Source organism: Paenibacillus sp. JJ1683, assembly GCF_053006485.1.
Genome location: NZ_CM129820.1, coordinates 2,935,863 through 2,949,917 on the forward strand (window position 1 = coordinate 2,935,863; position 14,055 = coordinate 2,949,917).

Annotated in this window: 10 protein-coding genes and 1 pseudogene; 2 read left to right on the top strand and 9 right to left on the bottom strand. The window is 42.4% G+C overall.

The window, feature by feature from the left end:
• Window positions 1-22 precede the first annotated feature (22 nt).
• Together ACUC6J_RS12410 and ACUC6J_RS12415 are read left to right on the top strand one after the other, a co-directional pair.
• Window positions 23-193, top strand: coding sequence for a hypothetical protein (locus tag ACUC6J_RS12410; RefSeq protein WP_330721040.1), 171 nt, complete (start codon window positions 23-25; stop codon window positions 191-193).
• Window positions 194-464: 271 nt separating this feature from the next.
• Window positions 465-747, top strand: a pseudogene (locus tag ACUC6J_RS12415) (MBL fold metallo-hydrolase); the annotation flags it as partial.
• Between the two features lie 74 nt (window positions 748-821).
• Here ACUC6J_RS12415 and ACUC6J_RS12420 read toward each other — a convergent pair.
• From ACUC6J_RS12420 to ACUC6J_RS12460, 9 genes are all read right to left on the bottom strand, one after another.
• The gene (locus ACUC6J_RS12420) at window positions 822-1,037 is read right to left on the bottom strand and encodes an ATP-binding cassette domain-containing protein (protein WP_330721039.1); all 216 of its coding nucleotides are present in this window, start codon (window positions 1,035-1,037) and stop codon (window positions 822-824) included.
• Window positions 1,038-1,256: 219 nt separating this feature from the next.
• A complete protein-coding gene (locus ACUC6J_RS12425) occupies window positions 1,257-2,417 on the bottom strand; it encodes an alpha/beta hydrolase family protein (protein ID WP_025364918.1) in 1,161 nt (386 codons plus the stop codon).
• Between the two features lie 223 nt (window positions 2,418-2,640).
• Window positions 2,641-3,696, bottom strand: a complete 1,056-nt coding sequence (locus tag ACUC6J_RS12430; protein ID WP_044785989.1) for a HAMP domain-containing sensor histidine kinase — start codon at window positions 3,694-3,696, stop codon at window positions 2,641-2,643.
• 1 nt (window position 3,697) lies between these two features.
• Complete coding sequence (locus ACUC6J_RS12435) at window positions 3,698-4,393, bottom strand: response regulator transcription factor (protein WP_016820871.1); 696 nt, start codon at window positions 4,391-4,393, stop codon at window positions 3,698-3,700.
• 588 nt (window positions 4,394-4,981) lie between these two features.
• Window positions 4,982-7,600, bottom strand: a complete 2,619-nt coding sequence (ppsA, locus tag ACUC6J_RS12440) for a phosphoenolpyruvate synthase (RefSeq protein ID WP_039276034.1) — start codon at window positions 7,598-7,600, stop codon at window positions 4,982-4,984.
• A gap of 944 nt (window positions 7,601-8,544) precedes the next feature.
• Window positions 8,545-10,182: a glycoside hydrolase family 13 protein gene (locus tag ACUC6J_RS12445; RefSeq protein ID WP_447248913.1), complete on the bottom strand. Its 1,638-nt coding sequence runs from the start codon at window positions 10,180-10,182 to the stop codon at window positions 8,545-8,547.
• 64 nt (window positions 10,183-10,246) lie between these two features.
• Window positions 10,247-11,140 (bottom strand): carbohydrate ABC transporter permease, encoded by an 894-nt coding sequence (locus ACUC6J_RS12450; protein WP_016820867.1) that lies wholly within the window; start codon window positions 11,138-11,140, stop codon window positions 10,247-10,249.
• A 13-nt stretch (window positions 11,141-11,153) separates the two neighbouring features.
• On the bottom strand, window positions 11,154-12,068 hold the full coding sequence (locus tag ACUC6J_RS12455) for an ABC transporter permease (protein WP_016820866.1): 915 nt from the start codon (window positions 12,066-12,068) through the stop codon (window positions 11,154-11,156).
• Between the two features lie 63 nt (window positions 12,069-12,131).
• On the bottom strand, window positions 12,132-13,868 hold the full coding sequence (locus ACUC6J_RS12460; protein WP_016820865.1) for a sugar ABC transporter substrate-binding protein: 1,737 nt from the start codon (window positions 13,866-13,868) through the stop codon (window positions 12,132-12,134).
• Between the last annotated feature and the right edge of the window lie 187 nt (window positions 13,869-14,055).

The window sequence follows — 14,055 nt, forward strand, 5'->3', positions numbered from 1 at the left end:
TAATCAGGAGGGCGATTTGTTCATGTTCAAGCACACAAAAAGTTTTAAAAGGTATGCTGCTGTTTTAATCGTCTCGGTACTGTTCACAACGACATTAGCCGCTTGTAGTGGCCAACAAACCGAACCAACCGAGCAAGCAGATCCGAATCACCCCTTAACGAAACTGACGTATTGGGTCGATTTGTTTCCATAAACATATCCTCTAAAAGCTATCCAAGCAAATTGTCTTGAATTTTGTCGGCGTAACAGACTTTGATAGCCAGTTTGTGGAAGGTATGTCCACGGCGGGAGACTGCGCTCCCCAAATCGAAGCCGAAGCAATCGAAAAAGCTCGCAATGCTGCGAAGAATTTCTAAGAGTATTTCGATAACGATTGGAGGTTAGTCAATATCGTGGCTATGGTTCGTTACATAACGTTAATCCGAATAAACTCGGCATCGCCGATTTGACCAAGGGGAAGAAAAATGAAAGTATCTTATCATGGACATTCGTTGTAAAAATCGAAACCCATGGCACAATTATTCTCATTGATCCTTTTATTACAGGCAACTCCAACACCGATCTGGAAGCAGCCGACGTGCAGGCTGATGTAATCCTTCTGACCCATGGACACGGGGATCATGTTGGAAATACCGTGAAATTGCAAAACGAAGTTATGTTATGATAATTGCATCGGCAGAGCTTGCGGATGTTCTCAGTTGGCTAGGTGTACGAACCCACGCCATGAGCATTGGGGGAGCTTATCAACTAAAAAATCAAAGCGGGCGCTCTCCTTTGTTGGACGGCACCCGTTTTTGTTTTTTTGGATTTTAATGGTTAACTTAGGAGTTAACTGAGATTGGCTTCAGCATCGCTAAGAGCATCTTTATGGTCGTTGTCTTTCCAGCGTCATTCAGTCCTAAAAATCCAAATATCTCTCCTCGGTTCACCTCCAGCGAAAGATTATTCAATGCGATATAGTCGCCAATTTTTTTGTGCAGTCCCTCAATTTGTATGGCGGACGTTACGCTAATTTTTTCCTTTGAGGAAATACTCACAGTCTTCAACTCTTCAATAAAGAGAGAGCTTATTCAGGATTCTAAGTAGGACACTCCTGAATAAGCTCATCAGAAATCTAAATCTTTCAATATATCGAATTTTGCTTTTTCATGATAGTACTTGGTGCCTCTGGCAACCGGAAGATCGAAGCTGCCAGCATCATCCGCAATGGGATCAATTCCGATGGTCCAAATTTACTTAAAATGACGTCCTGGCAATCACTTAGGACGAGGTGCGGCTGGTCCAAGTCCAATTGAGCAGAGCCAATTCAGCACTACCTCATGCAGCACGTTGATGTTGTCTACCTGACAGTGTTCTAATCCCCCAAGTCGTCTATCCTCTATCGGGAAGAACGTCTTGTTTTTCGAACCCGCTTGCTCATAATTTTTCAAGGCTTGTGTCAGCGGATTTGGCTGAACCAATATCTCTTCCGCTCCGTGCATTACAAGAAGTGGACATTCTATCTGGTGAAGCACCCCCTCAAGATCATAGGCAAAACGCGGATTACCCGCAAAGTCCTCCATGCTCTTTGCCCCCAGAATTCTCATGCCATGTGCGGCCAGACTCGGTGGCATCCATTTAAGCATTGCATCCCAATCAAAGGCATGCGTACCGCCGTCGGAGATGACGGCAGCAATTCTGTGATCGAACGAAGCGAATCGCAAAGAGTCGTAAGCCGCAAAACTCTCACCGTGCACGATAATCTTGTCGGGATCGACTTCCGGCCGCGTTAGAAGAAAATCGATTGCTCGGGAATGGAAAGCCTCACTGTCCGCTCGTCTTCCTTTTCCCTTTTCGTACAGCGAGAGGCCGGTGCCAGGCTGATCATAGACCAGAAAGTTATATCCACACGAAATAAAAGCGGGACCTAGCCAGAAATAGTTTTCAATTGACCACTCGTCGCCACCGTTGAGAGCAAAAAGGGTCGGCTTCGGACCTTTTATCCAGGAAGGGGAGAAGAAGTAACCATCCAGCTTAACATCTTCGTAATCGACTTGGATCTTCTCCGGTTGGACATCGAAGTACTTCCCGGCAGCTTCGAAGAGTTCATTTACTTTTTTAAATACACGGATTTTCTCGGTGTCATCATCCATCACCGTATATTCTGCAATTCTGTAGTAATTGCAGGCACGAATGTAGCAGTTTCGTGCTGTATACCAGTTTCCAGCTGTTTCGGCCTCCTTGCCGTGTCTTTCCAATGCCTGAGCCGTTATGAGCCATTCCCTGTGCCACGTGTCCTTGTCTTCGGGGTCGATTTTTTTGCAGGCCTCGTAGATCTCGGTGACGTCCGTAGCACCGAGGCTTGCCATACCTAAAGCTTTGGTGACTTGATATGACATCATGTAGTGATTGGGCCAACGGCTGAACTCAATTGACATTGTAACATCCCCCTTTTCCAGTTCTAGTTCTTGTAGTTTTTTTACTACAAGTAATTTTTACAACACAAAGATAAAGCTTCTTTAAAAGAAAAATAAATGTTTGTAAAGAGAATATAAAAAATTATAAAACACTAAAAAAATAAAAAATGGCTGCTGCCTGGGTGTTCACAGCTGGCAGCAGCCTTTAACTCCTGTAGTAAAAGAAAATGTGCAAAAAATAAAATCAGTGTTGTGCGGCCAAGGGAAGGCTGAATCTTATCCCCAAACCGCCATATTCGGAAGGGTAGGCGTCAATTTCGCCCCTATGATGTTCAATAATGGATTTACAGCTTGCAAGACCCAGCCCCAGCCCGCCCTTTTGGATTTGTCGCGATTTATCCACAGTGAAAAATTTGAGGAACAGAGAAGATATATCCTTATCCGGCACTCCAATTCCATTATCCTCGATTTGAAAAAAGGCATACTGTCCTAGCGGGTAACCGGTCATATACACTTTCAGCTTATTTTTCCCTCCATATCTTACAGCATTGCTAAAGAGGTTGCCGAAAACCCGACGTATCATCGGTTCATTGATCATCAGCCATATATTTTCCGTGAATGAATGGCGGCAAGTAAGCTCGTTGTCAAGTCCCGCCAACTCATATTCATATTCAAGGGCAATGTTTTCAAATAATTTTGATGCTTTTACAGGTTTAGCTACCATAGATTCCAACTCCAGTTTTTCTTTGGTGAAGCTGGAGAAATCATTGATGAGTTCGACCATATATCCTGACTTCTTTTGAATCAAATCATAATATTCCTGCTTTTCAGTTTCTGGTAAATCCTTGTGCATAGCCAGCAGTTCAGTAAAGCCATTAATAGATGTCAAGGGAGTTTTCAAGTCGTGGGCAATTGCCGCGATCATATCAGTCTGCTCTTTGTGCGCGAGTTGAAGCCGATGCTCCATCTTATTGAAGTGTTTATAAAGTTCTCCGATCTCGTCATTACTTCTTAGAGCTAGCGGAGGCAGTGGATGTACAATATTTACTTCTTCAAGCCTGGTATTCAGAAGCTGAATGGGTTTCTCTATGCAAAAATGAATATAGATAATTAGAATAATAAATATGATGCAGGCAATTGCAAATATGGGCAGGAGCAATGCTATATATCGCGAGTCCAGCAATGAACTGCGTATAGGAGAATATACTGCAAAGACAAGCTTCAGGTACATTCCAATCGAAAACATGAATATTATAAACATCAGCAGGAACAAAAGAGGAAGCTTTATTTTCAGTTTCATACTATTGCTCTCTTTCCGTGTATTTATATCCTATGCCCCATATTGTTTTAATAAAGTCATATTCAGGACCAAGTTTCTTACGGATATTTTTTATATGAACCGTTACGGTATTTATTTCTCCGTATTCGTCTCCCCAGACGTTTTCATATATCTGCTCACGAGTCAATACATTATTGGGGTGGCGCATGAGGATAGACAGAATCTGAAATTCCTTCGTTGACAAGTCGAGCTTCCTGCTATTCAGGAATGCTTCAAACGTCTTATCGTTCAGAATGAGCGGAGAATGCGCCTTTTCGTTACTGGGACTAAGTTCATCCCACTCTTTAAAAAGTCTGTCCACTTTTCTGAAATGAGCCTTTATCCTGGAGACAAGCTCCTGAATACTAAAAGGTTTGGTCATGTAATCGTCTGCTCCTATTTCGAGCCCGACGATTTTATCAATGTCCTTATCACGCGCACTTAAAAACAGAATTGGAACATTATAAGAATTTCGGATACTTCTGCAGACATCAAGTCCATCCATATCAGGCATCACTATATCAAGAACGATGAAATCAATATGATTTTCTTCTAATGCGGATAAGGCTTCTTTCCCAGAATATGCCGAAAGTGTTGCAAATTGCTCGTACCTTAAACTCTTTGTGATGAGTTTTACGATTTCTTCATCGTCGTCTACAACTAATATCGTTTTTAGCATATTTATACCTCCCAGCCGCTTTAAATGGACTGAATTTATAAAACAAAAGCCGCATGGACTTCTCGCTTTGAAAAAAGTCGCGCTCAAAGCGTCTCTCCAGTCCCGGATAAGCTGGAAAAAGAGCTTGAGCAACGACCTGGGCAATGCTGGCTTTAACAAACTGGCATGCTCTTCAATAGCGTTCGAGCTATGTACATATTCCAGCTTGAAGGCCTGCACATAGCTTTTGACGTAATGTCCGGGAGTGTGTCTAATCAAAAGACAGTGTGAAAAGGAGCAAGAAAACTATCACAAGTTTTGGTTTTCAGCCTTTTCCGATAAAGTCCATCCGAGCTACGCACTCCACATGACTTGAGTGTCGGTCACTTTGCAGTTATTAATAACTTCTTGCAAGTTTATCATACAGGAGAATTGAACACTAATTCATGCAGGAAATCACTTTTGGATGATACTACCGCTAGTTAGCGGAATCATGGTACTGACCTGTGGGATACGTGAAACGAATGCCAGGCCTGTATGTGTTGAATTAAATGCAGCGGCAAGCTTAAATGACCGCCGCTGCCTATAAATAACCCCCTTATTTATCCATTACAAAAATTCGATATACCCTTCTGTTCCATGCACGCGAATTCGTTGGCCATCTTTTATCAGTTTGGTCGCATTCTCCACTCCGACAACGGCTGGCAAGCCATATTCACGTGCGATAACGGCTCCATGCGTCATCAGTCCGCCCACCTCTGTAACCAAGCCTTTTATGGATAAAAACAATGGAGTCCAGCTGGGGTCGGTAAAGGCGGTGACTAGTATGTCGCCATCTTCCAGATCAGCCCCTTCTATATTCAGGATCACACGAGCTCGCCCCTCTACAACGCCCGACGAAACAGCCAGGCCTACAATAGCTTCAGCGGGGATATTTTCTCGTTTGTATTGACCTGTAATGATTTCGCCATCAGATGTGATAACACGTGGGGGAGTTAATTTTTCATATAATCTGTACTCATTTTTTCGTTTGTCGATGACCTGGTAATCCAGTTTATTGGTGCGTATAGTTTCCTGCAATTCTTCAAAAGAGAGATAGTAAATATCTTCTTTTTCATGAAGAATGTTGGCTTGTACGAGTCGTTCCGCTTCCTTTAGTAAAGCCTGTTTATAAATGAAGTAGCGACTAACAATGTCGTATTTCGGATATTCACGATAACCGATGAAATTCCGGATCTGGTCGATAATTTGTTTTGTCTCTTCGGCTTTTTGTTCACCACCTGGTAATTGTTTCAATCGGGCTAATAAGTCCTGTTCTTTTTTCAAAGCCTCCTGTTGCCCTTGCTCAAATTTTCGTTTACTGGCGCCAGGCTCAAGGTTTTTGATGTTACTGAGGATCATAGGCACCAGTATACTTGGTTTTTCACTCCAGCGTGTTCTTGTAATATCGATCTCCCCGGCACATCGCATGCCATATTTGTCGAGATAAGTAGCGATAGCATCACGCACCTGCTGCCCACCTTCAAATTGAACCAGTTCATCTAAAAAATTATCATCCTTTACCTGTTGTAAATACTCAACTATTTTCGGATAGGGACGAATCACATCTGCAACATCCAGTAGCTCCATGCCCATTTCAGAAGTGACGTTATTAGGTACAGATAGGGAAAGTGTGTCTGCTACATTTTTTTCACCTAACCATTCATTCATTTTTTCATTGATCCATGCTGAAGCATGGATGGCGGACATAATTACACTCAAATTTTTCAGATCTGATGCACGCTGCCTCCGTTGCTGCATATCTTCCAGAATACAATCAAATACATCCAATCCTGATTTCGTTTGGATGTTACGTTTTAACGCTGATAACGATGTCTCACTACTCTTAATCAAATCAGCAACAATTGCCGGGTCATTTCCTGCCTCTTCCAGAATATCCGCAGACGACATACCCTTATGGCTTTTAACAGGCCCCGGTTCGCTTTTGTCAGATGGGTCCAATTTTATAAAATCTCCCCGCTCTATGATGGTAATAAGCGCGTCTTTTATGAGCGGATCGGAGTGTCCTAAAACATCCAATAAATTCTGCCTCCCATCCAGTGAAGATAGGCCCATCGTGATATCCACAAACAGCCTTCCACCACCAGTTTTAAACATGGGTGTAGCACCTGTTAACATCCAAACAGATATCCCCAGTGGTTTAATAGGATCAGTCATCATTTGCTGATGGCCGACAGATACATACACGTGATTCTCCTGGTCATTTGCTTCAGGAATGGGATATAAAGTGGTGATCGGCCGACTCTGAACAATATAAAATGTATCATCAGCCAAACACCATTCAATGTCTTGTGGGCAGCCGAAATGTTCTTCGATCTGTCTTCCAATGCGTGCCAGTTGTAAAATTTGTTGATCCGTAAGGGTTTGCGTCTTTTGCTGATCAGGACTGAGCTGCTTGGTCTCTGTTCCGCCTTCTTTTCGTCCATAAATAGCCATTTTCTTGGTTTCCACCCTCTTGTTGACGATTACCCCATCCTGTACTTGATAATAATCGGCAGATACCAAGCCGGAGACCAGCGCTTCTCCAAGTCCGAAACTAGCATCGATAGAGAGCAGCTTTCGGTTGCAATTGATGGGATCAGCGGTAAATAAAATCCCTGAAGCCTGTGGAAACACCATCCTTTGAACGATAACAGATAAATAAACTTGTCTGTGATCAAATCCATTCTGCATTCGGTAAATTACCGCGCGTTCTGTAAATAAAGAAGCCCAACATTTGCGGATATGCTCCAAGATGGATTCTTTGCCGATAATATTTAAATAGGTGTCTTGTTGACCAGCAAAAGAAGCATGCGGCAAATCCTCAGCAGTCGCACTAGAACGCACGGCATAAGCATATTCATTTCCAAACTGGGAGAGATAGTGGGCAACTGCTTTCACAACATCGGAAGGAATGGCTACTTCCATAATGGCCTGTCGAATCTTTTTGCTGACTTCATCAATTTGTTCTCGATCTTCTACTTTAAGCGTAGTTAGCTGATCCAACAAAGCATGAACCATTTCGTTTTGTTCGAGGGCTTTTTGATATCCCACTGTTGTAACACAAAACCCTTCTGGCACTTGCATTCCTTCCATTTTGGCTAATGTCCCTAAGTGCAACCCTTTTCCACCAACAAGCAAAAGCTGAGTGTTATCCATTTCTTGAAAATCAAGAACCAGTGAATTCATTCAACATCTCTCCTAACCATTAATATAGAGAAAAAAGCGAACAATCATGATCATGCCTAGTCACCACTGAAGTAAGTCGTCGTGTACTTCTTCTCAAAACCGCTTGAGGATGTACCCAGCCTGATCGCACATTCCACCATCCTTTTCTATTTTTTTGGGGGCAAAAAAAGCATTGACAAACCAAAGTTCTAGATGTATTATGAAAATAGGGGTAATAAAATTATTGGAATTTATATGATTTGTCAGTAGCGTTATCGATTATATCATAGCGTTTATTCGTGTTCAATTGTTTTATATAAAAAGAGATGATCCTTGAATTTATTAGGGTTATCTCTTTTTGTGTTCAGTTGAACCATCATGTTAGTTTAGTTAGTCATTCTTGATGATTTATCGTCCCGCTGCCTCTTAGATCTATTATTGGCTTGTTAGTGATGATGCTTCCTTCTTGGGAACTGTTTCATTTCCTTTATTGACATGGAAGTTATAAGTTCGTTCTCAATCTCTTGTGTCAATCCGCTTGTCTGTTGCACCATCTCATTCTCTATATCTGTTAAATAAATTCCTTATTAGACTGAGCCTAGAAATTGAAACAGCGACAATCAAGGACGAGAAAATAAAGTCCTAGACTGTCGCTGTTCCATATCTGTAAACAACCGATTTCCACTCACCCGCCGCTTCCAAGCACCAAGATGTTTCTTCGGAGTTGCTCTTTTTTGATTCAAGGGATACCCAATCTATTCACGTATGGTTCTTACCTGTGACAAAAACGTCAGATGCTATTAGCTAGTTATAATGGGTGAATTCTTGCGAATATGCAAATCCCGTTAATGAAAGGGCAATCACCACTAGCCGCTTAAACATAAATGGATATGATAACGCAAACTCAGTCACCACTTGCCCACCGATGGAATGTCCGACAATATACTTTTGTGGGATATTCATTTTCATTTATTGAGTGTATCGATAAGGTACATTCTCACTTCATAAGGGCGCATTTCTACATCAGACATGTTATTCGGATAATTGGATATTAGCAGCTGTTTAGTCTCTGCCAGCTCTTTCTGAAGTGGGAGATCGGTTGTGTATTTTTGAAAATTACATACTACAAGTAGTTTAGCCCCATTCAGCGTTCGAGTGTACGCGAACAAATCTTTATTCTCGGGATACATCAGCTCATAATCCCCATATATGATCACTTCATGATCTTTCCTTAATCGGATTAGTTTCTGATAATAATGGAATATGGACTCAGGGTTATTTAAACTTTCTTGTGCATGGATATCCTTATAATTCGGGTTTACTTTAATCCAAGGATTCCCTAATGTAAAACCAGCGTTGTCTGAAGCGTCCCACTGCATTGGTGTTCGAGCGTTATCACGACCCTTTGCAAAGATTGACTCCATAACTTTGTCTTCGGGGTATCCTTTCTCAATTCTATCTTTATAGAAATTTAGTAACTCAATATCCCGATAGTCTTCAATTGGATATTGAACATTCGTCATTCCTAATTCTTCCCCCTGATAAATGTATGGTGTGCCTCGCATGCCATGAAGAAGGGTTGCCAACATTTTAGCCGATTCTATCCTGTATTCTCCGTCATTTCCCCAACGAGAAACGATTCGGGGTAAGTCGTGATTATTCCAAAACAAACTGTTCCAGGCATCCCCCTTCAGCTCTGTCTGCCATTTGGACAACACTTTTTTTAATTCTAGAAAATCTAGAGGCTTAAGATCCCACTTCCCTTTTCCCTCTTGTTCATCCAAACTAATATGTTCAAATTGAAATACCATTGAAAACTCACTGCCGTCCGGGTTGCTATACAATTTGGCGATCTCTGGCGTAGCGCCCCATGTTTCTCCAACCGTCAGCAGGTCTCCAGCTTTTTGAAACGTCTCCTTGCTGAGTTCCCTGATATACTTATGCAGATTTGGCCCATTGCTGGTAATTTTCAAATCTGGTTCTTTTCCGATTAAGTCAATTACGTCAAGCCGAAAACCGCCTACACCCTTGCTTATCCACCAATTGATCATTTCGTAAATCTCTTGTCGGACTTTTGGGTTTTCCCAGTTGAGATCCGGCTGTTTTACAGAAAAAAGATGTAAATAATATTGTCCTATTTCGGGTACCCATTCCCAAGCTGAACCACCAAAGGTGGAACCCAAGTCGTTTGGTGGCATTCCTTCAACGCCATCTCTCCAGACATAATAGTCATGGTACGGATTTTCTTTACTTTTTTTTGCTTCTTGAAACCAGGGATGCTCATCGGAAGTATGGTTCAATACCAAATCCATTATGATCCGAATGTCACGTTTCCCAGCTTCATGAATTAACATCTCCATATCATCCAAAGACCCGAACATCGGATCAATATCCCGATAGTCCGAAATATCATAACCATAATCATCCTGAGGGGATTTACAAACTGGTGATAGCCAAATTGCACCGACACCGAGTTGCTGCAAATAGTCCAGACGGGAAACAATTCCTTTCAAATCGCCGATTCCATCACCATTACTATCTTGAAAGCTCCGTGGATATATCTGGTATACAACAATTTCTTTCCACCAATTTTTATTTTCCATTGTTCATTACAACCTTTCCAATAGACGAATAGTGTTTTTATCTTAATCAAGTCACATCATACAATTACTCTTTTACCGATCCTACAACAATTCCAGTCACAAAATATTTTTGAAGCAGCGGATAAATCAGCAGCAGCGGGATGACAGCGACTACGATTTTGGCCGCATTTAGATTTTTGTTTGAAATTTCAGTCAAGTTGCTGAGTTGTGCTGAGTTGGTCCCGGATTGAAGAAGTTCCGCAATATTCACGTTAAGGGACTGAATATAAGTCATTAGTGGATAATTGCTGACTTGAGTCATATAGATCAAACCGCTGAAGAAATCATTCCACGTTCCCACGATACTGAATAGTGCTACCGTCGCCAGCGCAGGGATGGACACGGGAACATACACTTTGAACAGGACCTGCAGCGGACTCGCCCCATCGATGAATGCTGCTTCTTCTAGGGCCTTAGGTACAGCAGAGAAGAAGTTCATGACAAGGATGACACTGAATATAGGGACAGCTCCTGGTAGAACAAGCGACCAAATTGTATTGAGCATATTGAGGTTTTTGATCAATAGATAACTTGGAATCATCCCACCGCTGAACAGCATGGCAAAAATCATGACGTTCATATAAATGTTTCTGCCCCTGAATTCTCTTTTCGACTTGGAGAGCGGGTATGCCATTAGAACAATAAGAATCATGTTGAGAAGAAGTGTGAGCACAACACGTAGAACAGATATGCCAAAGGAACGCCAGAACTGAGCATCATCGATAATTTTCGTATACGCTGCGGTTGTAAAATTGACCGGTACGAGACCTACAGCATTAGCTGACACGGCCTCACTGCTGCTAAATGAAATCGCAACGATATTCCATAATGGAAGAAGGCAAATCAATGCCAGCAAAATGACGATGGCATAGATGATTAACCCGCCAATTCGACCTTTTTGGTTTACAAAATAGGACACAGGCTTGACCTCCTTAAAATATTTTTCGGTCAGTGTATTTTTTGGCCAATTGGTTGGCGGACAATAGCAAAACAATACCGATCACTGACTTGAACAGACCAACAGCCGTACCAAAGCTATACTGTCGCCCGACAAGTCCAATCCGATATACATAAGTATCCAGAATATCTCCCGACTCATAGACAACGGGGTTATACAGATTATAAATTTGATCGAAGCCGGCACTCAAAATATTGGTCAGACTCATCACTCCCATGAGCAGGATAATAGGCAGCATGCCTGGCAACGTAATATGCCATACTTTTCTCCACCAGCTGGCTCCATCCATTCCTGCCGCTTCATACAGGCCCGGATCAATCGAAGTAATTGCAGCCAAATAGACGATGGAACTGTAGCCGAACTCCTTCCACACGTCTGTCCCAATAATCAGCGGCTGGAACCAGGTGTTGCTGCCGAGAAAATTAATATTCTGCAGACCGAAAAAAGCCAAAATTTGATTCACAATTCCATCCAAACTGAACATGTTAACAACCACGGACGCTAGAACTACCCAGGATAGAAAGTGTGGCAGATAAACAATGGTCTGTACGGATTTTTTAACGAATTTGATGCGGATCTCATTTAACAAAATGGAAAAAATGATAGCCATGATTGTTCCCAATAGAATCTTGGCAATGGCAATCACCAACGTATTACTAAAAACCTGTGCGATGTCCGGCAACTTAAACATATAAATAAAGTGCTTCAGCCCTACAAATTTGGAGCCTAACATTCCTTTGGCTGGTATATAATCCTGAAACGCCGTAATGACACCGACCATCGGAACATAGCTGAATACCAGCAAAAATAAAATACCCGGAAGCATCATCAGATGATATATGGCACCCGTACCGAACGGGCTCTTTGCTTTATCATTTCCCTGTTTCATGGATGGACCCCTTTCCTAAAAGCAGGGCTGCGTATCGCAGCCCTATAAACAGTTCAAGATTGTTTATTTTTTGGATGCAACCTCGTCTTTAATTTCCTGAATTACCTGATCACCGCCTTGCTTCTTCCAATTGCTAACGAATGTATCGAAGTAATTCAGAGGTTCAGCACCAGTCACAATTTTGATGAAAGATTCCTGCTCCATCTTGGTCAGATTAGCCCAGGTCTGTTTCATGCTTGGTGTAGTTCCAGAGTAAGCAGGTGTCATCCAAACGAATTTGTTTTCCCTTGTCAGTTTGTCAATAAGCCCCACTCCGTTGATACGCGAGTGATATTTCGACCAGGCTGTTACGTTATCCGTATCCATATCACTCAAGTAAGTTTGGATACTCTTAATATTGTTTTTTGATTCTGTTGTCCGGACCTGATCCAGACTAATCTCTCCTTTAATCCCGCGAACGATGTCAGAGTAGTCATCTAGTAACGAGGTCGCCGAGTTGACTTCAATATTAAACGGTCTGGTAGAACCGTCTACGCCGTTCTCTTGATACTTGGCAGCTTCTGGCATAGATGTTCCCACATTTTTATCATTTGCTAGTTTATCGTAGAAAAGGTTTACTATTTTAACAGCGAGTTCCGGGTGTTCGTATCCTTTTCTTACAACGATAAACTGATTAGCTGGATTGGCGTGTGCCACGTTTACCTTTCCATCTGCATCCTCCAAAGTGTAAGCCGTGAATTTCGCATTCTTATCCTTCTGCTTCACGTTGCCCAGACCCCAGTCGGGAATATGCCATGGTCCAAAAGCAATGCCGCATTGGCCGTTGGTGTACAGTGCCGTGATGTCATCAAATGTGCGTGTTCCAAATTGCGGATCGATGATGCCTTTCTTGAACCAATCTGCCATGACGCCTAGCATCTGCTTGGTTTCCTTTGTTGTCGAGCCATAAACAATGCTACCGTCTTTACCCTTCATCCAGTACTGAGGGAATGAACCCTTTGTTGAGGCAACTCCGAGCATGGTATAGGCAGAACCATTATAGTCAGTTGTATTCAGGGTGTTCACAAAGGGTATGCCTACCGGTTTCCCGGTTTGACCCGGATCTCTTTTCAAGAATTCCTCGGCCGTTTTCTCCACATCGTCCAGCTTGATGGCACCATCTCCGTCTGCGTCAAGATGGATTCCCAGTAGATCCAGCCAATCCTGACGAACCCAGACCATGGTTGGTGCGGAATCTAGGGAAGTAGCCGGAAGCCCCATTAAACGTCCATCTATCGTCGCATTGTCTAATGCACGGCCTTCATAAGAGTCGTAAATATTCTTGATATTATCCGTGGCATACTGTTTGTAAATTTCCGTCATATCTTCAATCAGATCATTATCAACCAGTTCTTTGAGTTCATCCTTGGAATCGACACGCATCATGTCAGGCAGTTCTCCAGAGGCGATGGCGAGAGAAACCTGACGGCTGTAATCTTCTCCGTTGGCTTCAAATTGGTCTTTAATCTGAGCGTTAAACGCTTTTTTGACCAGTCGAGTATACGCATTGTTCTCATACGAATCTCCAGCCGGCAGTTTTGGGTTGGCTGTAGTCACACGCCCCATCGTGACCGTTATTTCGTCTTTATAGGCACTGAATGGGTCTCCCGGTGTTACCTCATATTTCCCCGCTTCCTTCGCAGTGGGAGGGTTGGATGAACCCCCACAGGCTGCAAGGGTTGAAATCATCAGGGCAGATATCGACAGTACAGCCAGACGTCTCGTTAACAGTTTGCTTTTTATGGACCATTTAGTTCTCATCACATTTCGATTCCCCTTTGTTGTGAATATTTCTTAATCATTGTTGTTTACGCTTTCATTATAAAACTTGCTGAAGACAAATCGAGATAGGGATTTAACGTCTGTTTGGATAGAAAAATGTATGCGGTTTCATGTCAGACCATGAGGTCATAGTTAGCTTGTAATCATTTATCCTACCTATCGACAT

What these genes read in the sequence shown, in the direction of transcription:
- ACUC6J_RS12410 (WP_330721040.1), top strand. Translation starts at nt 23, where the DNA reads ATGTTCAAGCACACAAAAAGTTTTAAAAGGTATGCTGCTGTTTTAATC.
- ACUC6J_RS12425 (WP_025364918.1), bottom strand. Translation starts at nt 2,417, where the DNA reads ATGTCAATTGAGTTCAGCCGTTGGCCCAATCACTACATGATGTCATAT.
- ACUC6J_RS12430 (WP_044785989.1), bottom strand. Translation starts at nt 3,696, where the DNA reads ATGAAACTGAAAATAAAGCTTCCTCTTTTGTTCCTGCTGATGTTTATA.
- ACUC6J_RS12435 (WP_016820871.1), bottom strand. Translation starts at nt 4,393, where the DNA reads ATGCTAAAAACGATATTAGTTGTAGACGACGATGAAGAAATCGTAAAA.
- ppsA (WP_039276034.1), bottom strand. Translation starts at nt 7,600, where the DNA reads ATGAATTCACTGGTTCTTGATTTTCAAGAAATGGATAACACTCAGCTT.
- ACUC6J_RS12445 (WP_447248913.1), bottom strand. Translation starts at nt 10,182, where the DNA reads ATGGAAAATAAAAATTGGTGGAAAGAAATTGTTGTATACCAGATATAT.
- ACUC6J_RS12455 (WP_016820866.1), bottom strand. Translation starts at nt 12,068, where the DNA reads ATGAAACAGGGAAATGATAAAGCAAAGAGCCCGTTCGGTACGGGTGCC.
- ACUC6J_RS12460 (WP_016820865.1), bottom strand. Translation starts at nt 13,868, where the DNA reads ATGAGAACTAAATGGTCCATAAAAAGCAAACTGTTAACGAGACGTCTG.